The sequence below is a fragment of the Rhizobium sp. R711 genome, assembly GCF_002211365.1.
Taxonomy (GTDB): Bacteria; Pseudomonadota; Alphaproteobacteria; order Rhizobiales; family Rhizobiaceae; genus Rhizobium.
Genome location: NZ_LOKZ01000037.1, coordinates 231,492 through 252,206, shown reverse-complemented (window position 1 = coordinate 252,206; position 20,715 = coordinate 231,492). Strand labels below are relative to the sequence as shown.

General features: G+C 57.3%; 19 protein-coding genes, 1 tRNA gene and 1 pseudogene. 12 read left to right on the top strand and 9 right to left on the bottom strand.

Annotated features, from left to right (window positions below; genetic code table 11):
- Window positions 1-49 precede the first annotated feature (49 nt).
- Window positions 50-126: transfer RNA gene (locus tag ATY80_RS26125), tRNA-Met, on the top strand.
- Between the two features lie 86 nt (window positions 127-212).
- On the opposite strand, the gene ATY80_RS26120 is transcribed toward ATY80_RS26125, so the two are convergent.
- The 3 genes from ATY80_RS26120 to ATY80_RS26110 all read right to left on the bottom strand — a co-directional run bounded on the left by ATY80_RS26120 (window position 213) and on the right by ATY80_RS26110 (window position 3,784).
- The gene (locus tag ATY80_RS26120) at window positions 213-1,826 is read right to left on the bottom strand and encodes a recombinase family protein (RefSeq protein WP_088695184.1); all 1,614 of its coding nucleotides are present in this window, start codon (window positions 1,824-1,826) and stop codon (window positions 213-215) included.
- Complete coding sequence (locus ATY80_RS26115; protein WP_088695183.1) at window positions 1,823-2,134, bottom strand: hypothetical protein; 312 nt, start codon at window positions 2,132-2,134, stop codon at window positions 1,823-1,825. Before ATY80_RS26115 ends, ATY80_RS26120 begins: the two co-directional genes overlap by 4 nt.
- 471 nt (window positions 2,135-2,605) lie before the next feature.
- Entirely contained in the window at window positions 2,606-3,784 is a 1,179-nt protein-coding gene (locus ATY80_RS26110) for an ATP-binding protein (protein ID WP_088695182.1), read from the bottom strand.
- 63 nt (window positions 3,785-3,847) lie between these two features.
- Between ATY80_RS26110 and ATY80_RS26105 the strand changes: the two genes are divergently transcribed.
- Window positions 3,848-5,037, top strand: a protein-coding gene (locus ATY80_RS26105) for an IS3 family transposase (RefSeq protein WP_088695181.1) whose coding sequence is annotated in 2 segments (ribosomal slippage) — window positions 3,848-4,097 and window positions 4,097-5,037 — 1,191 coding nt in all. Because the reading frame shifts where the segments join, the coding sequence is not laid out codon by codon here.
- Window positions 5,038-5,391: 354 nt separating this feature from the next.
- On the opposite strand, the gene ATY80_RS26100 is transcribed toward ATY80_RS26105, so the two are convergent.
- Together ATY80_RS26100 and ATY80_RS26095 are read right to left on the bottom strand one after the other, a co-directional pair.
- Window positions 5,392-6,498 (bottom strand): hypothetical protein, encoded by a 1,107-nt coding sequence (locus tag ATY80_RS26100; protein ID WP_088695180.1) that lies wholly within the window; start codon window positions 6,496-6,498, stop codon window positions 5,392-5,394.
- 68 nt (window positions 6,499-6,566) lie between these two features.
- Window positions 6,567-6,926 carry a hypothetical protein gene (locus ATY80_RS26095; protein WP_088695179.1) on the bottom strand — a complete coding sequence of 120 codons (360 nt, stop codon included), beginning with the start codon at window positions 6,924-6,926 and terminating at the stop codon, window positions 6,567-6,569.
- Window positions 6,927-7,336: 410 nt separating this feature from the next.
- Here ATY80_RS26095 and ATY80_RS29145 point away from each other — a divergent pair, with 410 nt between their 5' ends.
- The 9 genes from ATY80_RS29145 (at window position 7,337) to katG (ending at window position 17,400) form a co-directional block, all read left to right on the top strand.
- The gene (locus ATY80_RS29145) at window positions 7,337-7,486 is read left to right on the top strand and encodes a hypothetical protein (RefSeq protein WP_189637271.1); all 150 of its coding nucleotides are present in this window, start codon (window positions 7,337-7,339) and stop codon (window positions 7,484-7,486) included.
- Between the two features lie 199 nt (window positions 7,487-7,685).
- Window positions 7,686-8,726, top strand: a complete 1,041-nt coding sequence (locus ATY80_RS26090; RefSeq protein WP_088695178.1) for a Gfo/Idh/MocA family oxidoreductase — start codon at window positions 7,686-7,688, stop codon at window positions 8,724-8,726.
- Between the two features lie 43 nt (window positions 8,727-8,769).
- Window positions 8,770-9,747, top strand: coding sequence for an NAD-dependent epimerase/dehydratase family protein (locus tag ATY80_RS26085; protein WP_210190821.1), 978 nt, complete (start codon window positions 8,770-8,772; stop codon window positions 9,745-9,747).
- On the top strand, window positions 9,744-10,892 hold the full coding sequence (locus ATY80_RS26080; RefSeq protein WP_088695177.1) for a DegT/DnrJ/EryC1/StrS family aminotransferase: 1,149 nt from the start codon (window positions 9,744-9,746) through the stop codon (window positions 10,890-10,892). Before ATY80_RS26085 ends, ATY80_RS26080 begins: the two co-directional genes overlap by 4 nt.
- The gene (locus tag ATY80_RS26075) at window positions 10,892-11,383 is read left to right on the top strand and encodes an acyltransferase (protein WP_088695176.1); all 492 of its coding nucleotides are present in this window, start codon (window positions 10,892-10,894) and stop codon (window positions 11,381-11,383) included. The genes ATY80_RS26080 and ATY80_RS26075 overlap by 1 nt, the downstream gene beginning before the upstream one ends.
- The gene (locus tag ATY80_RS26070; protein ID WP_088695175.1) at window positions 11,380-12,501 is read left to right on the top strand and encodes a DegT/DnrJ/EryC1/StrS family aminotransferase; all 1,122 of its coding nucleotides are present in this window, start codon (window positions 11,380-11,382) and stop codon (window positions 12,499-12,501) included. Before ATY80_RS26075 ends, ATY80_RS26070 begins: the two co-directional genes overlap by 4 nt.
- A complete protein-coding gene (locus ATY80_RS26065) occupies window positions 12,498-14,150 on the top strand; it encodes a glycosyltransferase (RefSeq protein ID WP_088695174.1) in 1,653 nt (550 codons plus the stop codon). Before ATY80_RS26070 ends, ATY80_RS26065 begins: the two co-directional genes overlap by 4 nt.
- Window positions 14,151-14,263: 113 nt before the next feature.
- Entirely contained in the window at window positions 14,264-14,761 is a 498-nt protein-coding gene (locus tag ATY80_RS26060) for an acyltransferase (RefSeq protein ID WP_088695173.1), read from the top strand.
- A 458-nt stretch (window positions 14,762-15,219) separates the two neighbouring features.
- Window positions 15,220-17,400: a catalase/peroxidase HPI gene (katG, locus tag ATY80_RS26055; RefSeq protein ID WP_088695172.1), complete on the top strand. Its 2,181-nt coding sequence runs from the start codon at window positions 15,220-15,222 to the stop codon at window positions 17,398-17,400.
- Between the two features lie 101 nt (window positions 17,401-17,501).
- Here the strand turns inward: katG and ATY80_RS29855 are convergent, their stop codons facing one another.
- The 3 genes from ATY80_RS29855 to ATY80_RS26040 all read right to left on the bottom strand — a co-directional run bounded on the left by ATY80_RS29855 (window position 17,502) and on the right by ATY80_RS26040 (window position 19,514).
- Window positions 17,502-17,633 carry a DUF3175 domain-containing protein gene (locus ATY80_RS29855; protein ID WP_245306934.1) on the bottom strand — a complete coding sequence of 44 codons (132 nt, stop codon included), beginning with the start codon at window positions 17,631-17,633 and terminating at the stop codon, window positions 17,502-17,504.
- A gap of 378 nt (window positions 17,634-18,011) precedes the next feature.
- Complete coding sequence (locus ATY80_RS26045) at window positions 18,012-18,371, bottom strand: RT0821/Lpp0805 family surface protein (protein ID WP_088695171.1); 360 nt, start codon at window positions 18,369-18,371, stop codon at window positions 18,012-18,014.
- 234 nt (window positions 18,372-18,605) lie between these two features.
- Window positions 18,606-19,514, bottom strand: a complete 909-nt coding sequence (locus tag ATY80_RS26040; RefSeq protein ID WP_189637270.1) for a LysR substrate-binding domain-containing protein — start codon at window positions 19,512-19,514, stop codon at window positions 18,606-18,608.
- 129 nt (window positions 19,515-19,643) lie between these two features.
- Here ATY80_RS26040 and ATY80_RS26035 point away from each other — a divergent pair, with 129 nt between their 5' ends.
- Window positions 19,644-20,348 carry an SDR family oxidoreductase gene (locus tag ATY80_RS26035; RefSeq protein ID WP_088695170.1) on the top strand — a complete coding sequence of 235 codons (705 nt, stop codon included), beginning with the start codon at window positions 19,644-19,646 and terminating at the stop codon, window positions 20,346-20,348.
- A gap of 93 nt (window positions 20,349-20,441) precedes the next feature.
- On the opposite strand, the pseudogene ATY80_RS26030 reads toward ATY80_RS26035, so the two are convergent.
- Window positions 20,442-20,672: pseudogene (locus tag ATY80_RS26030) on the bottom strand (hypothetical protein); the annotation flags it as partial.
- Window positions 20,673-20,715: the final 43 nt, after the last annotated feature.

Genomic DNA, 20,715 nt, shown 5'->3' with positions numbered 1-20,715 from the left:
ACCGGATTTACGCACACCGGATAAGCCGCAAAGCGGCTTACCTAGAGGACGCGGGGTGGAGCAGCCCGGTAGCTCGTCAGGCTCATAACCTGAAGGCCGCAGGTTCAAATCCTGCCCCCGCAACCAATGATCCCTGCGATCCCAAGGAGCCCCCATTGTGGGGCTTTTTGCGTTTCTGGGCCTCGGAGACCCCCGTCTGTCCCATCAGGTCATCAGGTCTTCGAGCACGGCCTTCTGATCTTCTGATGGAGGAACGCCGGGTCCTTCTTGCCGCACGCAAAGGTCAGGATCGCCGCTAGGTCGCCACGCAGCACGATTGCCAATTCCTCGCCATTGGGCACGAGCTCGATCCTTTCGACGAGCGTGCGTAGCATCTGTGCGGCACGCCCTCGGGTCTCTACGTTAACAAGCTGGTCATGAAGGGCGGCGATCTCGTCGTGGTAAAGTTTGGCGAGGCTCGGATGCAGCAGGGGAGGCGGTTCTTCCGTCGCCTCGAGCATCGACGACAGTTCCTTCTTCCGCTTCTCCAAAGTCATCATCTTTTCATTGATGCGGTCAGCGACACCGCCCTTCAGAATGAGATTCAGTAGCGTGTCGAGTTCGCGGTCGATGCGTTTGATCTCCGCCTCGGCAGAATTGAGCGATGCTCGCGCCTCCATCCGGGCCTTGTTGACCTCGCGCGTAAACTCCGCGCAAAACTCTTTGAAGAGTTCCGGCTCCATCAGGTGCTTGTCGAGCCCGTTCAGGATGGTTGCTTCGAGCGTATCGCGGCGGATATTGAGCCGGTTGTCGCAGGTGCCCTTACTGCGGGCATTGGTGCAGCCGAGGATATGCTTCGAAATCATCGAATAGCCGCCACCGCAGCAGCCGCATTTGACCAGCCCGGTGAACAGGTGCTTCGGACGCCGGCGATCGTTCAGAGTCGTGTTGTCGCCCGGTCGTGTTCCCGGTTCCAGCGCCAGTTGACTTTGCCGCTGCTTCACCAATGACCAGAGGTTATGATCGACGATGCGGAGCTCCGGAACCTCCTGGAACACCCAGTCGCTTTCCGGATTAAGGCGCGAGACCCGTTTGCCCGTGTTCGGATCCTTCAGGTAACGAAGGCGGTTCCAAACGAGCTTTCCGACGTAAAGTTCATTGTTGAGGATACCGGTCCCGCGCTTGGGGTTGCCATGGATGGTCGACGGGCCCCATTCGCTCCCCTGCGGTCCCGGCACGCCCTCGCTGTTCAGCCGCATCGCGATCATCCGCGACGACTTGCCGGCGAGATACTCCATGAAAATCCGCCGGACGATATCGGCCTCGGCCTCGTTGACGGTCCGCTCGCCGCGGCTGGCCTCGCCGGAAGATTCTATCTGCCGGACGACGTCGTAGCCGTAGCAAAGACCGCCGCCCGATTTGCCATCCTCGACCCGGCCGCGTAGGCCGCGCCGCGTCTTGTCGGCAAGATCCTTGAGGTAGAGCGCGCCCATCGTGCCCTTGAGACCGATATGCAGTTCACTGACCTCGCCTTCGGATAGTGTCACGATGCTGACGCCGGCAAAACGCATGCGCTTGTAGAAACCGGCAATGTCTTCCTGGTCGCGGGAGAGGCGATCGAGAGATTCCGTCAGGATAAGGTCGAACCTGCGCTTGAGGCCGTCGGCGATCAGTTCCTGCACGCCCGGCCTGAGCAGTGACGCCCCGGAAATCGCCCGGTCGGAATAGCTGTCGACGACCGCCCATCCCTCGCGGTCGGCCCGGGCGCGGCAAACACGCAGTTGGTCCTCGATCGAGGCGTCGCGTTGATTGTCGGAGGAGTAGCGGGCGTAGAGCGCGACCTTCATGCGACGGTCTCCCCGTGCCATTCCTGGGTTGGCAAAACCTTGAATTCATCTGACACCCTGGCAAACGCATCCTCAAAGGCGTCAGGCATGCTTTTCACTTCAAGCTGCGGCGTCTCGGTAACTTCTATGGTGCGCTTGCGCCGACGCACGTCGTGCCGAACGGCATCGATCCGCAGCGCCCTGAATGCCATATTAAACTTGCACTCGTAGAAATCGAGTTCGTCTGGAAAGTCGCCAGATCCATCTACCACAAAAAGCTCGACCAGATTGTCGAGGATTTCCTGACGCAGATTTGCTGAATCCGGCATCGCGCCGTCAGGAACCTTGAACAGAAAATTGGCTTCGCACCTACGAGCAATATGGGCAAGACTGCGCTCATCAGCTCTTGATTGTCAGAACGCCTCCCCTCCCGAACGAGGTGGACAAGACACTCGGATCGCAAATGGCGAGGGTCGGCGCGGTCGATAATCATGAGACGGCCCCGCAGATCGGCAGGAGAGAGCTGGGAAGCCTCGTCGATCTGGGTTTCCACCCCTGGAGGGCGCGTATAGGGCGTCCCATCCGATTCTGTCTTGGTCAACAATCGAGCCATCTGACCCCCTTGCTTAGCGCAGCAGCGGTTTGAGCGGCCACGAGGTGCGCTCGTCTAATTGATCGCGCTACGGCGGGAAACCCGGAAAGGGATTTCCAGAATTTTTCGCTCTTCTTCTTTTCTCGGCTAAAGAAACGTTGGCCGACGATGTGTTGGATGGTCCTCCCGTTGGCTTCTGCGACCATTCTCAGCCCCACATGCTGGACAGCGGCACCGCGGCCAGCTTGTCGCCGAACGGCACGACATCTGTATTGTCGTATAGGACTATGCCAAAGGCGAAACGATCGCCGCAGGCCTCGGCAAGTGCGCGGAGCCCTCCGAAATCGCCGGCCTTGACCGTGGCGCTGGCCTTGACCTCGATGCCAGCGATCATCCCGTCGTCGCGTTCCAGTACGATGTCGACCTCGCGCATGTCCCGATCCCGGAAATGATATGGTGTCAACCGCAGGTCCGACGCCGTCATTAGCTTCAGAACTTCGGAAAACACGAAGCTCTCCAGCAGCGCGCCGAATGTTCCGCGATCCGCCTTCACTCGGTCGAAGGTGAGCCCGCGCACACTGGCCAACAGACCTGAATCGAGGAAATGCAGCTTGGGCGTCTTGACGATACGCTTCAGCGTATTGGTGAACCAAGGCTGTACCGTTGCGACCAGGAACACCTGTTCGAGCAGTCCGACATAACGCTGCCCAGTCTTGTGACTGACGTTGATGCTGCCGCCAAACTGCGAATAGTTGACCAATTGGCCTGTATGTTCGGCCAATAGCCGCACGAACTTCGGCAACTCGGTCAGCTTCTCCACATCGGCAATGTCCCGGAGATCTCGCGTCAGGATAGAAGTCAGATAGGACCGTGCCCAATCTTGCCGTCGTCGTTCGTTGTTGCGGCTGATCGCTTCGGGGAATCCCCCGAGCAGAACGAGTTGGACGAAGTCGTCTCCCATGATAGAGCTCCGCGGGCTCTTTAGATTCCCGTCGAAAAGGTGTTCCAGAAAGGACGGCGTCCGGCCTTCGATCTCGGCCCTTGCCAGCGGCAGCATTCGGATGGTCTCCATTCGCCCCGCCAGGCTGTCCGCAATCCGCTGTAAAGTCAGCACGTTTGCCGACCCGGTAAGCAGAAACCTGCCCGGACGATAGTCCTCATCGACTGTCTTCTTGATCGCCAGCAACAGGTCTGGCGCACGCTGAATCTCGTCGATGATGGCTCGATCCAGGCCGCGAATGAAGCCGGCAGGATCGGATTGGGCGGCTTCGAGAACCGTCTGATCGTCGAGGGTGATATAGGTTCGGCCGGCTTCTCCCATCTTTCGGACAAGTGTAGTCTTGCCGGCTCGGCGCGGTCCTACGATGAGGACGACCGGAGTATCCATGACCTTGCCCCGTTGAAATAATCCATTTTGAAGTAAGCTCTGGCCCATTGAGAGGACCAGAGAATGAAGCGCAACCGTTTCACAGACGAACAGATCATTGGCATCCTGAAGGAGCACGAGGCGGGCACGCCTGTCTCGGAGCTTTGCCGGAAGCACGGTGTCAGCGATGCGAGCATCTATAAATGGAAGGCCAAGTTCGGCGGGATGGACGTGTCTGAGGCCAAGCGGCTGAAGACGCTGGAGGACGAGAACATGAAACTGAAGCGGCTTCTGGCGGATGCGATGCTCGACAACGCCGCGTTGAAAGACCTTTTGGGAAAGAAGTGGTGACGCCCGCAGCCCAGCGGAACGCTGTCGCGCATCTGATGAACCAACATCGGATGAGCGAACGGCGGGCGTGTAAAGCCATCGGTGTTTGCCGGATGACAGTTCGTTACGAAAGCAGCCGCATCGACGACCATGACCTTCGCGAGCGAATGAAGGCGTTGGCGCATGAACGCCGCCGCTTTGGCTACCGACGCATTCATGTCCTACTCAGACGCGAGGGGCACCTTGTGAACCACAAGAGGCTCTTCCGGCTCTATCGGGAGGAAAAGCTGATGGTGCGCAAGCGCGGCGGTCGCAAGCGAGCGATCGGCACACGAGCACCGATGCTGGTTCCGATGACAGCCAATGATCGTTGGTCACTGGACTTCGTGTCGGATCAACTCACCGATGGACGCAGGTTCCGGATTCTGACGGTCGTCGACGATTGCACCAGGGAATGCCTAGCACTCGTCGCCGATACATCGCTTTCCGGTCTGCGCGTTGCCCGCGAGCTTGACCGGATCATCGAGGAGCGCGGCAAACCGAAAATGATCGTCAGTGACAACGGCAGCGAGTTCACCAGCAACGCGATCCTGCAATGGACGGACAAGACTAAGGTGGATTGGCACTACATTGCGCCTGGCAAACCCATTCAGAACGCTTTCATCGAAAGCTTCAATGGACGGCTGCGAGACGAGTTCTTGAATGAAACCCTCTTCTCGTCACTGACCCACGCTCGCTCAGCGCTTTCAAACTGGCGCGGCGATTACAACGATCACCGACCGCACTCTGGCCTCGGCTGGCTGACACCTGCCGAGTTCGCTCAGACCATCAACCCGCGACGTGATGCGGTGCTGCGCAGCCGAAATGGCTCCGCACCGCAACCCGCCGCTACCGCCCCAAACACAGCAACCCAAAACCGCTGGAGCGAACTCAAAATTGGATAAAACTTGGGGGCAAGGTCATCCAAAAGGGCTTCCTCCGCCCGCTGCTCTACAAACCTCTCGAACATGTTTTCCTCGAATCTCGGACGATTGGAACTGTCGTTCTCGGCTGATTGGAAGTCAATGGCTCGCTAATTGGAACTTGCAAGGGGGCAATCTGGAAGGAGGAATGCTTCCGAACGACGGTTCGTTGCCGGCCCACCCCCGCAGCGGAGAGACCAAACAACGCCCCCTCAGAATTGGGGCGTAGGTGGGTTTGTCCAGACGCGTTGATGGCTCGAAGAGAGGCTTCTGGCACCTAGCGCAGAGACCACGATGTCCAAATACGATCGCAACGCATGCTCGGCGTCGGGTTAGTCAATCCCGGTAGGTCCAATCGGTAATTTCAGCGATCCGCTCGAACACGCTGCCGACGCCGCCAGCCGTTGGGTCAGCCCGCTGGAGCCACTCCTCCGCCCATGCGATCCATTCGTCAACGCTGCGGCCGTCGATTTCGGCGATGGGCGTGACGTTCATTGATCGTAGCGCCGCCAGGAAATCGCGCACGGCAGCGAGATCGTGCCAGTTCTGCGCTAACTCTCGGAAGCGTCGCCAGCGGTTAGCATCGCGCTTCCGATGCCGCTGTTCTTCATAGCGGCGCTGCTCGGCAATTTGGCGCTCGCGCTCCGCCGCCTCTCGATCCTCACGCTGTTGAACGAGTAATGGTCCGGCTGCGACGAAGGTTGCCAAGATGTCCGGCAGCATGCCCTCCATTGGCTGCTTTTCAGATTCGAGCCATTGCCGCGGAAGAGCATTCGGCCACTGCCAGGTTTTGATCTCGAAAACGAGCCAACCTGTCGGCACCAAATCCTTTTTCCAGTCTTTGTCGCCGGGCGATTTCCATCGCTTTTCGTTATCGGTCAGAGGCCGACGTTCCTGCTTTTGCTTTTCGCGAACCTGAAACTCCACCTTTTCGCCTAGAACCTCGGCAAACAGGAGGCCTCGCTCTCCCTGCTTAACCTTTCCTCCTTGGCGCTCAATCGCCTTGAAGAGCGCATCCAGAATGCGATGTTTGCGGTGGTCCGTTTCGGAGAAATCGCCAGGGTCATAAAGATTGCGCCTCCATGGATCGCGCTCGCTTCGGGCTTGACGCTTCTTCTGTTCGTGCTCCGTCAGCCATGAAGCAATAACTGTATGAGGTCTCAAAAGGCGTTCTGGCACCACGAGGGCGGCTTCACTTGCACGGACTTTGTCCGCTTGCTGCTTGACCTCCGGCGGCAGTTCGATGGGAGGCGGCGGCAACGGTGTCGGGCGAATGGTAATGGAGTGCACGCTGGTCGATTTTGGCAGTGGCGTCTGTTTTGGTGCTTTGCCCACAGCGTGTTTCGCCCAATATCCGCGTGGCGGATACGGGATATCTTCTCGATCGCAGATTTTGGCAAGACCATTGCCGCTGATGCCATAGTCCTCGGCCAAGCGCGACATCGGTGTCCTCCACACCGCGCCGTAGAGTTCCTCTCGTGTCATCGTCGTCGGTTGTGTCGGACGTGGCTTTAGCGCGACTTGCACGGGATTTTCAGCAGGGGCGCAAGAACCTGTTGTGGATCCACGGAAACGGAAACTGCATCTGGGTCCGCTTTGGTATATCTCAGTTTGCGCTTAATGCTCGGCTTCTCTGTATCCAGCACCAGCGGCTCGACACATCCAGATGGTGCTGGTGGCAAAGGTGGCTGCTCGACAGGCTTTCCGAACTCCTTGCGCATCCAATGCCCGGACGATGGCTTTGGAATATCGGCGCGTCGCAGCAATGTGCTGAGATTGCTGGTGGTGGTCCGGAGTTCAACAACCAGGTGCGACATTGGCTTCGACCAAACGCGGTCATACAGTTCTTGGCGGGTGAAGCGGTGTTCCATGGCAAATAAACAAAGACGCCATCTGGGTTAGCGAGAAAAGGGACCTAGTGGCATTATTTAGAACAAAAAGAGAACGAATGACAACCCACGTAGTGCCGAAATTTACTATTCGACCTGCGCTATCCGAACTTTCTTACCGCAGAATGCTGCCGTTTCTAAGCGGTTTCACATGACGCTATATCACGCTAATTAAGGTGCCAACTTCGGTATTTCTCTCTCAACTAATCGCAGGAATCGTTGGTTGCGAGCCCCCGCAACCAATCCCCTAAAACTAGAAAGATCTGCGCGGATCGCCCAAGCGGAACCCGTTCCCACCAGTTGCAGAGCAGCCCAACTCTCCTCCGAGGTTGGCGGTGATCTTGGCCAATGGCTGTCTGCCGTACTCATCTGCGTTATTGCGAGCCAAGAAGATGAGCTTGGACGGCGATCTCGACGTTGTCCGGATTGAACTGAGCCTTTACCCTGGCGATCTTCTCCCGAAGATCTTCCGCCGGCTGGTTTGTGTCGGTGACATCATCCACAAGTTTCTGGAATACCGCTTAAAGTTCTGTGCTGGTTGAGAGGGGACGACCTTCAGCGGGGCGATCGGCGATCTGCTGGATGAAGTGGTTCTGACGCTGCCCCACTGAGCCCAGCCCTCACATGTGGGCAGGATAGTCGTCGACCGAAGAATACAGTTTTCACTCAACGGCAACCGTCAGGCTCGGGCAAGATTGCACCGCGATAAGTCATACCGCTTGAGTTAGGGGATTTGCTTGCATGATCAAGGTGGCTTTATGCGGCGTAGGTTACTGGGGGCGCAACCTGCTACGTGTCCTGTCCAGCAATCCTGGGATTCAGTTAACCGCAATCGTTGACATGCGGCTGGAGGTTCGAGAACGACTGGCGCAATCGTTCCCGAGCGCCGCGATTTACGAAGACGCATCGTCTGTCATTCTCGATCCCAGTATTGATGCAATGGTCATTGCAACGCCGGTGTCCTCGCACTATTCGCTTGCTAAAGCCGGCTTGGACGCCGGCAAGCATGTGATGATCGAGAAGCCGATGTGCGGTTCCAGCGAAGAGGCGGAGGACCTAGTCGCACGTGCCAAAGCCTACGGCTTAACTCTGATGGTTGACCACACCTTCCTCTTCCATCCTGCCGTTCGAAAGCTCCGAGATCTCGTTGCAAGCGGTACGCTCGGGCATATTTCCTATTTCGATTCTCAGCGCGTCAATTTGGGGCTTTTTCAACCGGACGTGAATGTGCTCTGGGATCTCGCTCCTCACGACCTATCCATCCTGGACTATCTGTTTTCTGCTGAGCCGGTTTCAGTGGAGGCCAGCGGGTATTGTCATGTCAACGACAAATCGCCCGATATCGCTTACATCACCTTGCACTACGAGAACTCTATGGTCGCGCACCTCAATCTGAGTTGGATGTCACCGGTAAAAATGCGGCGGATTGCTCTTGGGGGCAGCAAGCAAATGGCTGTCTGGGATGATCTGAATCGCGATGAGCCGGTCAAGATCTATGATTCCGGCATCACTATCCATTCCAATCAGGATCGCGAAATCAATCTTCCGAACTACAGAATCGGCGCGGTGACATCCCCTCGCATTTCCGGCCCTGAGCCGCTGGCGGAAGTGGTTGAACACTTCCGCCGCTCCATCCTCGGGCAGGAGCGCTGCCAAACTGATGGTGATTTCGGACTGAGGATTGTCAGAACGCTGGAGCGAGCGCAGTCGGCGTTGGAATGCAGCTTGCAGCAGGTCGCATACAGTAAGCGCAATACATTCAATATCATCGCGGCAGAGTGAGATGATGGAACAGCAGCTCAAACAAGCGAACGCCACAAATTTTCTGAGCGGGAAGCGCATTTTAGTGACCGGAGGCGCCGGCTTCATCGGCTCGCACATTATCGATCAACTCATGGGCCACGAGGTCCAGGCCGTTGTGGTTGTCGATAATATGGTGCGCGGGAGACCTGAGAATCTCTCTGCCGTTGCCGCTGACCCGCGCCTGAGGCTTGTAAACGGCGATATTCGTGACAACGCTCTCATGAACGAACTGGTGCGAGACGCCGATATCGTATTCCATCAGGCTGCTTTGAGGATTACTCATTGTGCCGCCGAACCCGCCGAGGCCTTTGAGGTTATGGGCCGCGCCACATTCGATCTTCTGCAGCTCTGCGTGAAACACAAAATTCAGAAGATTATCGCTGCGTCGTCCGCCTCAATCTATGGCTATGCTCCAGAATTTCCAACCACCGAGGCCGCAGCACCCTATGCCGATCGAACATTGTACGGCGGTCTGAAGCTCTTCAATGAAAAGCTACTCCGATCATTCAACGATATGTACGGCCTCAACTACTGTGCGCTTCGCTACTTCAATGTTTATGGAACGCGCATGGATATCCACGGCCGCTACACGGAGGTCCTGATCCGATGGATGGAGAGAATTGCCGCCAATCAACCTCCGATCATCTTTGGTGACGGACTGCAAACCATGGATTTCGTTGAGGTTCGCGACGTCGCGTCTTCGAATATTGCGGCGGCTCTCTCCTCTGCTTCGGACGAAGTCTACAATGTCGCGTCAGGGGCCGAAGTTTCTCTGAGAGAATTGGCGCAGACGCTGCTCAAGATCATGGGGCGGGAAAATCTCGAAATCCACCACGAACCCGCTCGCAACGTTAACCCAGTGGAGCGGCGGCTGGCCGATCCGTCAAAGGCGCGGTCGCAACTTGGTTTCGAAGTTTCGATCGGGCTGGAAGATGGATTGCGCGATCTGGTGCGATGGTGGCGGAATGAACGTGTCTCCATGTTGGAGTTGGCCAAGTGATCCCCCTTATGCGCCCAACGGTGGGGCCACAAGAAGCGGACGCACTCGCCTCGGTCATCGCTTCCGGCTGGTTGACCCAGGGACCACAGGTTCTTGGGTTCGAGACGGAGTTCGCTGCAATGACCGGTGCCTCATATGCGTGCGCGGTTTCTAACTGTACGACTGCGCTTCATTTGGCACTGCTGGCTGTCGGTGTCGGACCGGGTGACGAGGTAATCACGGTCAGTCACAGCTTCATTGCGACAGCGAATGCCATCCATATGTGTGGTGCCGAGCCGGTCTTCGCCGACATCGCCGCTGATAGCTACAATATGGATCCGACAACTATTGAGGCGCTGATAACGTCGCGGACTAAAGCCGTGTTGTGTGTGGACCAGATCGGTATGCCGTGCGACCTGCGGGCGATTTGCGCTGTCGCTCATGCGCATGGGCTGGCAGTGGTGGAAGACGCAGCCTGCGCCAGCGGATCGATGATCCTAGTCGATGACCAATGGCACCGGATCGGTGGCGTCCTCTCTGACGTGGCATGCTTCTCATTTCATCCCCGCAAGGTTCTTACGACGGGCGAGGGCGGAATGATCACCACGAACAACCCTGAAATAGACTCGAAGTGCCGCCTTCTGAGGCAGCATGGAATGTCTGTCTCAGACCTCGCGCGTCATGCATCCAATCGTGTTGTGATCGAGACCTACACCGAGACGGGTTTCAATTATCGCATGACCGACCTACAGGCTGCGGTTGGACGAGAGCAGCTAAAGCGTCTCGATGGAATTGTTGCCGAAAGGCGGAAATTGGCGAAGCGCTACGGCGAACTCCTGATGCCCATCGATGGCGTAATCATACCGCAAGAGCCGAACTGGGCGAAATCGAACTGGCAGAGCTATTCGATTGGGTTGCCGAAAAGTGCAGATCGCGAAGAGGTCATGCAGAAGATGCTCGACCGCAAAATAGCGACCCGGCGTGCAGTCATGTCCAGCCACCTTGAAGCGCCCTGGCGCGGGGCCCGGCATGGAGGGCTTTCCCGATCAGAGCATGCCAGCGCAGCTCATCTCATCCTGCCACTTTTCTGCGGCATGACGGATGCCGAACAAGTCAGCGTGGCAACTGCCTTGTCAGAGATCCTTGCTGAAAAAGGAGTGGCCTGATGCCCATTGCTGACAATGTCGTTATCGAAGATGACGTACTGGTTTTCCATCCAGATCTCGTCAATTTGTATGGCTGCACGATCGGCCATGGAACACGGATCGGCACCTTCGTGGAAATCCAATCGGATGTCCGTGTCGGCGCAAAATGCAAGATCCAGTCCCATAGTTTCATCTGCTCAGGTGTCATCATTGAGGATGAGGTGTTCGTGGGCCATGGCGTCATGTTCACAAACGATCGCTATCCGGCTGCGACAAACGCTGAAGGTGCATTGCAGGGCTCGGAAGATTGGGTCTGCCTTCCCACCCGTATCTGCTCCGGCGCATCGATCGGAAGCAATGCCACGATTCTACCTGACCTTGTAATTGGGCGAAAGGCTATGGTCGCAGCGGGGGCTGTGGTGACCAAAGACGTTCCCGAATATGCCATCGTCGCGGGCAATCCAGCACGCGTAATAGGGTCTACTCGCGACAGGTCGGAGAGTGGTCGATGAGTTCGCAGACTGCGGTACCTTTCGTCGATCTCTCCATCCAATGGGAGCAGATTCGCCATAATGTCATGCCGGAGATCGAACGACTGTTCGATGCAAGTGCTTTTTGCCTAGGGCCATGGGTCGACGAATTCGAAGAAGCTATTGCCGCCTATCTCGAAGTCGATCATGCCATTGCCGTCAGCAGTGGCAGCGCTGCCCTGCATCTGGCGGTCATTGCCGCGGGCATAGGCCCAGGAGACAAGGTTCTGGTACCGGCCCATAGCTTTATCGGCACATTATGGGGTGTGATCTATCAGGGCGCTATTCCGGTTTTTTGCGATGTGGAACATGCTACGGGTACGATCGACATTGCGGATGCGGAAAGGCGTCTGGATGGCGATGTGAAAGCAATCATTCCTGTTCATCTTTATGGTCAGCCCGCAAATATGACGGCAGCGCTGAAGTTTTCCGAGCGTCACGGACTGACAATGATAGAAGACGTGGCCCAAGCGATCGGCGCTCGTTACAACGGCCGACCGCTTGGATCGATGGGGTCAATGGGTTGCTTCAGTTTCTACCCAGGCAAGAATCTCGGTGCAGCGGGTGAAGGCGGTCTCATCATCACGCAAGACGCCGAACTTGCTCAGCGCCTGAGGGCACTGAGAAATCACGGGCAGACGGAACGTTATCTCCATGAACAGATTGGCTACAACTACCGCATGGATGGCCTGCAAGCCTTGGTCTTGAACAGCAAGCTAGGGCATCTTGATGATTGGACCGATCAGCGGAAGCAGGCGGCAGAGCGGTATAAAGAGGGCTTGAAAGGTACGCCCTTAATGCTCCCTGATGTCGTGCATGGCGATCATGTTTACCATCTCTACGTCGTACGCACGGATCGGCGCGACGACCTGCGGTCGTACCTTGATGCAAGAGGTATTCAGACCGGATTGCACTACCCCATTCCATTGCATCGGCAGCCTTGCCTAGCACAAGTCGAAAGCGCTCAAACTGAATTTCCTGCAACAGAGGAATTTGCCGGCCAGGGACTGTCTTTGCCCATGTTCGCCGGCATAACCGCGGCGCAGCAGCAACAAGTCGTCGATGCAATTTGCTCATTTTTCGAAAGGGGTGGGAAATGACGGTGGCAACACAGCGCAGGCGCGTTCTATGCGTGTTGCCGCAGCTCAATGCGACCGCAGCTCCAGTTCTCACAAATGTGGTCGACGAGTGGATTTACGCGCTTGCTCACCACTGCGAGGTCAGCGTTGTCGATCGCGACTTCGATTTCAAAGCCGTCTGTGATGAACTGCAGCCCGATTTCGTCATATTTTCGGCAGTACATTCCGGCAGACCATTACGGCTTAACATCACAAACATTGATACCTACCCAGAGATACCGCGGGCGCTTTACTTCAATTGCGACCCACACGACCCGATGCGGCCACTCACGCTGAGCGCCGTCACTGAATACGGCATTGACACAATCTTCTGCTTCGGGCTGGAACACCTGCAGCATATGCCGGAGCTGTCACAATTTACCTGTTTCGTCATTCCAAAATTTATCGATCCCGAGATATTCCATGACTACAACTTGGAAAAGATCATCCCAGTCAACATCATGAGTGGGCATCTATTCCCGAGTTTCTACCCTTGGCGGGCAAAGCTGACCCACGAGGTTCAACACCTCTTTCCAACGCTAATTTATACTCATCCGGGCTATAGTTTACACGACCGCAGGCCATTTGAAATTCGTGACGCTAAATACGCCCAGCTAATTTCTCAAAGCTACTTTTCGGCCGCCGATACGACACGGCTGGACTATGTCGTTCGCAAGCACCTCGAGATACCGGCTTCCGGTACGGTTCTTCTTGCTCCTGACTCCGATCGTCTGAGAGAATACGGTTTTGCCGACATGCAAAACTGCATCATGGGCAGCGGAAAGGAGCTCTACCAAAAGATCAACGAGGTCAGCAAAGACCTCGATCTCTATTCCGACATCCGCAGAAAGGGCTATGAACTCGTTCACAGCCGTTACACGCGTCAGGCGTGGACTTATATTGCAGATTGGTACGAGTGCCGCCGCGCCGTCCGTTCAGGCGAGGTTGTCAGACAAATCAATTGGTTCGGCAAATTTGAGATCGTTCCAATGCAGTCACATTCCGCAGTTTTCGTGAACATGGCCATTCCCGACAGCCCGATGTCCGCAGTGCTTCGTTCGGCCAGATCGGCAATTCTGGAGGGAGGAGATCTCAAAGAAGTCGCGCAGACCCTGAAAGAGCTGAGTACTTGGATTGGCCATATCGCCGAGCCATGGATTCTGCTCGGCATTATCTCGCTGCTCGAGGGCAATGCAGGAGAAGCAGCCATTCTACTTAGCCGCCGCAGCAATCTCCAGGGCTCGTCTTCGCCGGCCTTAGCGCAGATTGATCCGGTCGAGATTGCTTGGCTTCTCCTCCTGAGTGATATTATTGGCGACAAGGATTTGAGAGTTTTCCTGCTTGAACAGGCCAAGACCGTCCCTCACGTTTCTATCAGGCGAACTAAATGGCTGATCGAAGCAAACGAACTTGCGGATCTATCCGACGACGCCTCGCTTGACGGGCCGTTGCCTGGGGACTGCCTCTCGATCGCTTGGATTGGAAATGAGGACTTAGACAGTTGGCTTGATTTGATGGCGAGGTTGTTGCGCGCAAACAATCGTCACGAACGCGCACTCGATATTGAAGGCCTTCTTGCCATGCGTGTGAGATCGGTGGGACCGACGAATACCGAAGCCGCCACGGTCTAGTTTTCGGCAGCGATAGGTGGTGGAATTTCACGCAAGCGAGGCTACACCGCTTCTTTGGCCGTCCATTGTGGCGGGTTTATCGCAACGGTCAAAGTGGATAGAGCAAGTCACTCATGATTGAAGCATTGCGAGCACTTCAGAAAACGCTGCAACTCAAGAAGCTCGCGCAATTCCAGCGGCGCGTGTCCTTCGGCGATTTGATAACAGATCGTTGGGAAAATGCGCGTGAATACGGATTTGGTGAGGGTACATCCTGTTACGACAGTGCGCTCGTTATGGGAGAGGTCCGTGTCGGTTCCCACACTTGGATTGGACCTGGAACGGTATTGGATGGGACTGGCGGGCTTTCGATCGGTGACCACTGCTCAATCTCCACTGGTGTTCAGATTTATTCTCATGACACCGTGCAAAGAAGCTTAACGCTCGGAAAAGCGCCGATCGAATATTCTCCAACTAGGATTGGCAGCGGCGTCTACATAGGTCCCAACAGTGTCATTTCTCGTGGCGTGACGATTGGAGATGGTGTGGTGGTTGGAGCGATGTCGTTTGTTAATCACGATGTTCCGGCTGGCAGTAAAGTCTGGGGCTGCCCCGCCCGAATCCAAACGTAGAACAGGCGCTGGCCTTTGATCCAAAGCCCGTGGTGCAGCCACGGGCCCGCGCTAGCTTTTTGGCATGCGAGAGCGCATCCGCCACTTTGCGTCCGGCGGTGACGCGGTCGGGCGTGTGGACAGCACCGTTACCGCAGCACCCTATGAGCCTAACGATAGCAGTCTGTTATGGACACCGTGCGGATGATGGTGCATCTGCTGCCTCGGCGAGCCCGAGGGTAGAGTTTCGAAGCAGACGTTGTTCGCCAAAACTCATAGCTTTTAATTATCGCAACGATCAGTAAATCCAACTTAGAATTATGATCTGCTTCCGATATGAAGGAGCGAAGGGAGGATGTGTCGACCGGTACCCTCGGCGTGAGTGCCGAAAACCGTTTCCAGGCGATGTAACCGAGCCTCGTGGTTTGGCAGATCCCCCTTTGGACGGCAGAAAATTCAAAGCAATCAAGGAGAACGTTATGGACCAGAAACCCGACAGCGCAGGAAAATGTCCTGTCGCGCATGGCAGTGCGCCCCGTGGTCGATCCAATCGCGACTGGTGGCCGGACCGGCTGGACGTTCAGATTCTTCACCAGCATTCCGCTCTTTCCGATCCGATGGGCAAGGCGTTCGACTATGCCGAGGAATTCAAGACGCTCGACCTCGATGCGCTGAAGAAGGACCTTCATGCGTTGATGACCGATTCGCAGGACTGGTGGCCGGCCGACTTCGGTCACTACGGCGGTTTGTTCATTCGCATGGCATGGCACAGCGCCGGTACTTACCGCATCACTGACGGCCGCGGCGGTGCAGGTGCCGGTCAGCAGCGTTTCGCCCCACTCAACAGCTGGCCGGACAACGCCAACCTCGACAAGGCTCGCCGTCTTCTGTGGCCGATCAAGCAGAAATACGGCAATAAGATCTCTTGGGCCGACCTGTTGATCCTGACCGGTAACGTTGCGCTCGAATCCATGGGCTTCAAGACCTTTGGTTTTGCCGGCGGTCGCGCCGACGTATGGGAGCCCGAGGAACTCTTCTGGGGTCCGGAGGCCACTTGGTTGGGCGACGAGCGTTACAGTGGCGAGCGCGAGCTCTCTGAACCACTCGGCGCCGTGCAGATGGGCCTGATCTACGTCAATCCCGAAGGTCCGAACGGCAACCCCGATCCGGTCGCGGCTGCCCGCGACATCCGCGAAACCTTTGCCCGTATGGCCATGAACGACGAAGAGACGGTAGCGTTGATTGCCGGCGGTCATACCTTCGGCAAGACGCACGGAGCCGGCGACCCGTCGCTGATCGGCGCAGAGCCGGAAGGCGGGGCGATCGAAGATCAGGGGCTCGGCTGGAAGAGTTCGTTTGGTACGGGCGTCGGCAAGGATGCCATCACTGGCGGTCCTGAGGTGACGTGGACGCAGACTCCGACGAAGTGGAGCAACTACTTCTTCGAAAACCTGTTCGGCTTTGAATGGGAGCTGACTCAAAGCCCGGCCGGCGCGAAGCAGTGGAAGGCCAAAAACGCCGATGCTTCGATTCCCGATGCCTATGACGCGTCGAAAAAGCATCTTCCGACGATGTTGACCACCGACCTGTCGCTGCGTTTCGATCCGGCATACGAGAAGATCTCTCGCCGCTTCCTTGAAAATCCGGATCAGTTTGCAGATGCCTTCGCTCGCGCCTGGTTCAAGCTGACCCACCGCGATATGGGGCCGAAGGTTCGTTACCTCGGGCCGGAAGTGCCGGCGGAAGACCTGATCTGGCAGGATGTGATCCCGGCCGTTGATCACAAGCTGATCGACGATGCGGACATTGCCGAACTGAAGGACAAGGTTCTCTCAGCGGGCCTGTCCGTGCAGGAACTGGTCTCGACCGCCTGGGCGTCTGCCTCGACCTTCCGCGGCTCGGATAAGCGCGGTGGCGCAAATGGCGCACGCATCCGGCTTGCGCCTCAGAAGGACTGGGAAGTGAACCAGCCAGCCCAACTTGCCAAGGTGCTTGGCCTCCTCGAGGGTATCCAGAAGGATTTCAATGCTGCCCAGACCGGTGGCAAGAAGATCTCGCTCGCCGACCTGATCGTTCTCGCCGGTGCCGCCGGTGTCGAGAAGGCGGCAAAGGCCGGCGGCCACGACGTCACCGTGCCGTTCACGCCTGGCCGCACGGATGCCTCGCAGGAACAGACGGACGCGGCCTCCTTCGCTGCGCTTAAGCCGCGCGCCGACGGTTTCCGCAACTATGTCGGCGGTCGCCAGTTCATGAAGCCGGAAGAAGCTCTCGTCGATCGCGCCCAGTTGTTGACGCTGAGCGCTCCGGAAATGTCGGTTCTCGTCGGCGGACTGCGCGTGCTGAAGGCTGGCCAGCCCGAGCATGGCGTCTTCACGTCTCGTCCCGAAGCACTGACGAACGACTTCTTCGTCAACCTGCTCGACATGGGTACCCAGTGGTCCCCGGTCGCCGGCAAGGAAGGTGTTTACGAGGGGCGTGACCGCAAGACGAACGAACTCAAGTGGACCGGCACCCGCGTCGACCTGATTTTCGGTTCGCACTCGCAACTTCGCGCCCTTGCGGAAGTCTATGGTCAGTCCGACGCCAAGAAGAAGTTCGTCAAGGACTTCGTGGCAGCCTGGACGAAGGTGATGAACGCCGATCGTTTTGATCTCGTTTGATCGTTAAGAAATTGGTGGACGCGGCGGTGAGCGGCGTCCACGCCTTCTTCTCGGTCGTCGCCGTGCTTGGCTGTGGTCCGGGTCCCAATCGACGCCGAAGCTTATTGCTTCTCATCCTTTGGGCTTCGCCCGAAATCCCTGCAAAGTTGGTTCTTGACCTTATCCAGCTTTTTGCGTTGCGCCTTGGAAAGGTGCTGTCCTGCATCGTTGATATAGAAATTCAGCATCGACATGGCTGATTGGAACGGACTCGACTTCCGACGCCGGCGTCGTTCGGCCGACTGCTTTAGCGGTCAGCAATTTTCTTGGCGCTCGGCTGCTTGGTCGAGCGGCTGCAACAAGGCGATTGACCGTACAACCACACAAGGCATCACCAAGCCTCGCTGCGAGCAGCTTGGGATCTCAGATCAAACCCCAGTAGCGCCGAGCCTCTACCCGCAGGGACAGCATCCTCTAGGTGGTCTGGGATGAGACACCGGCGCGCTCCTTTGAACGCCGGCAATGAGAGCGAGGCCGTGCTCGTGCGAGTTACCCGGGAGAAAGATCAGGGCTGTTCGGCCAGCGTGCGATGTCCCTTGGCTTGGTCCCAGATGAGGATGCGGCGATCTCAGTTACTGCGCGGGTCCGAGCTTCCAGTCGGAGTCACCGGACGGGCAAGCAAGGCCCTTGAAGCGAGTTTCTCCCTCGAGCGTCCGCTGGGTGGTGACAAAGGCGCGGCATGAACTTTCGGGATCAACGCCGATTTCTTCGATCACGCCCGCACTTCCGGTCGAAGGGTTGGCCCAGGCAAGGGGCTTCACTCCGACAGGGCCGCGGCTAACTGTATCTGCGATAACCGCCTGATCCGTCTTCGCGGGCGTCGGGATCGACTGACTGACGGCGGCGGTTTCCAAAGGCTCCACCTTGGTGCATCCTGCCAGCAGCAAAGCCAGAACGGCCAATTGCAATGAGCCTATGTTTTTCCGCGTCATCTAGACTTTCCGATGATAGTTCTCCCGCATCGTAGCGTGCATTTCTGGCAGCAAGCTTAGGAGCTACTATAGAAATGGGAACAGTGCCAGTCTGTTCCGTGGAATCTGCCGTTTTTGCTGGCGCGTTCCACCGCAATCTGACCTTTTCCCGACACCGGCCGCGCTCGATGTTGATGCTGGTGCATGTCTCATCGGGGCCTTCGGGAAAGGGTTTCTATGGCCGCCGACCTTGGCTTAAACGCAATCCGAACGGTTACCACATGTCTGACGGGCAAGCCAATTCCTTACCGCAGCCACAGATGCGGGATGGCGCGGCTTACGTGGCGAGACGACGTAAAAGTCGGTGCCAACGGTGAGTTCCGTCGGCAGTACGCGGAGAAGGCGCCCCGCCGCCAAGTCGTCCTCCACGAAGAAGGTGCTTGTCAGAGCAAGGCCCTGACCGGCAATCGCGGCCTCTATCGCCAGCGACGTCTGATTGAACCGGATGTTCTTGGCGCCTGCCAGTGGGGTGTGCGGAAACGCCAACTCGAGAAACTGCGGCCAAAGGTCGTGGCCGTCGTGAAGGAGCGGATAGTGTGCGAGGTTGTCGCCCTGAGAAGGGCCGCCGAGCTTCTCCACCAGCAGGGGACTGCCGACGGCAATGATGATGTGATTGAACAAGAGCTCAGCGTTCAAGTTCGGTCCGAAGGGCGGTCGGCCATGGCGAACCGCGAGATCGACTGCGTCGGTCTGGAAATTGGCAATACGATCACTCGCCAGAATGCGCAGATCGATGTTGGGATGAGTTACTGTGAAGTCCGGCAGGCGCGGGATCAGCCACTTCGAGGCGAATGTCGGCGTAACGCTGATCGTCAGGTGAAGCGGCTCCGGCTTCAGCGTTTCGGTTGCCTCCGAGATCAGTTCAAATGCGCGGCGGATATTCGTCACGTAGCTTTGGCCCGCCTCAGTCAACGAGAGCGTTCGTGGAAGCCTGTCAAACAGCTTCAAGCCTAGCTCTGCTTCCAAGCCTCGTATCTGCTGGGCTACTGCTCCTTGGGTCACCCCGATTTCCTCCGCTGCCAGGCGGAAGTTCAAATGCCGTGTAACCACCTCGAACACGCGAAGGCCGTTGAGGGAGGGAAGACGCCTGATGCCTTCTGCCATTCGATAGATTTTCTACTGCTTGCCGGGAACGGAACTGGTTCGCACTGATGTCGTGCCAGTGATATCACACTTCACAGGCAACTGTAGACCGCAATGGTGTGCGGGTCCTCTTTAAGACAGGAGAGCGCGATGTCAGTAGAAAAGGTAGCGGTGATCACGGCCGGCGGCAGCGGAATGGGCGCTGCTGCCGCGAAGCGTCTTGCGGCCGACGGGTTCAAGGTGGCAATCCTTTCATCGTCGGGCAAGGGCGAGGAACTCGCAAGAACACTGGGGGGTGTCGGTGTAACCGGCTCCAACCAATCAAATGACGATCTCCGCAAGCTCGTTGATCTCGCAATCTCCACCTGGGGACGCATCGATGTGCTTGTGAACAGCGCGGGCCACGGGCCCCGTGCCCCGATCCTCGACATATCGGACGAAGACTGGCACCGGGGTATGGAGGTTTACCTCCTGAATGTCATTCGCCCGACGCGCCTCGTGACACCGCATATGCAGAAGCAGAACGCCGGCGCCATCATCAATATTTCCACGGCATGGGCGTTCGAGCCGAGCCCGATGTTCCCAACGTCGGCCGTGTTCCGTGCTGGGTTGGCGTCGTTCACCAAGATATTCGCGGAGACTTATGCGGCCGAGAACATCCGCATGAACAATATCCTTCCCGGCTGGATCGACAGTCTTCCGGCAACAGAAGAGCGCCGCGATAGCGTTCCGATGAAGCGTTACGGCACGAGCGAGGAAATCGCCGCGACCGTTGCGTTCCTCGCATCGAAGGGAGCAGCCTATATGACGGGGCAGAACATTCGCGTCGACGGTGGCCTGACCCGTTCAGTGTAACCGGAAAAAGGCTTGCTGAGTGCGTCGCCGTTTGGATCGGCGCACTCAACAACTCGCCCCAGCGGATCTGGCTGCTGGGAATAGGAATGTCCACTAGAAGTGGATGACCGCCCCGATGATTGGGCCGTGCTGGATCATGTCGTAGGTGAAGCCGTCGTTGCTGTAGTTGACGCCGAGCGCGCGATACCCGGCAACGGCAGAGACCGTGTTGTTGAATTTGTAGCCGACACCGGCGAGCACATCCCAGTCCAGATCGGCGCCGCCGCCGCCGATCATCGCCGAGCCTGTCAGAAAGGCCTTGTCTGTCAGCAGGTAGTCGCCTCTGGTTTTGTCGGCGGGTTTCGGAATGTGGTGCGCCGAGACGCTC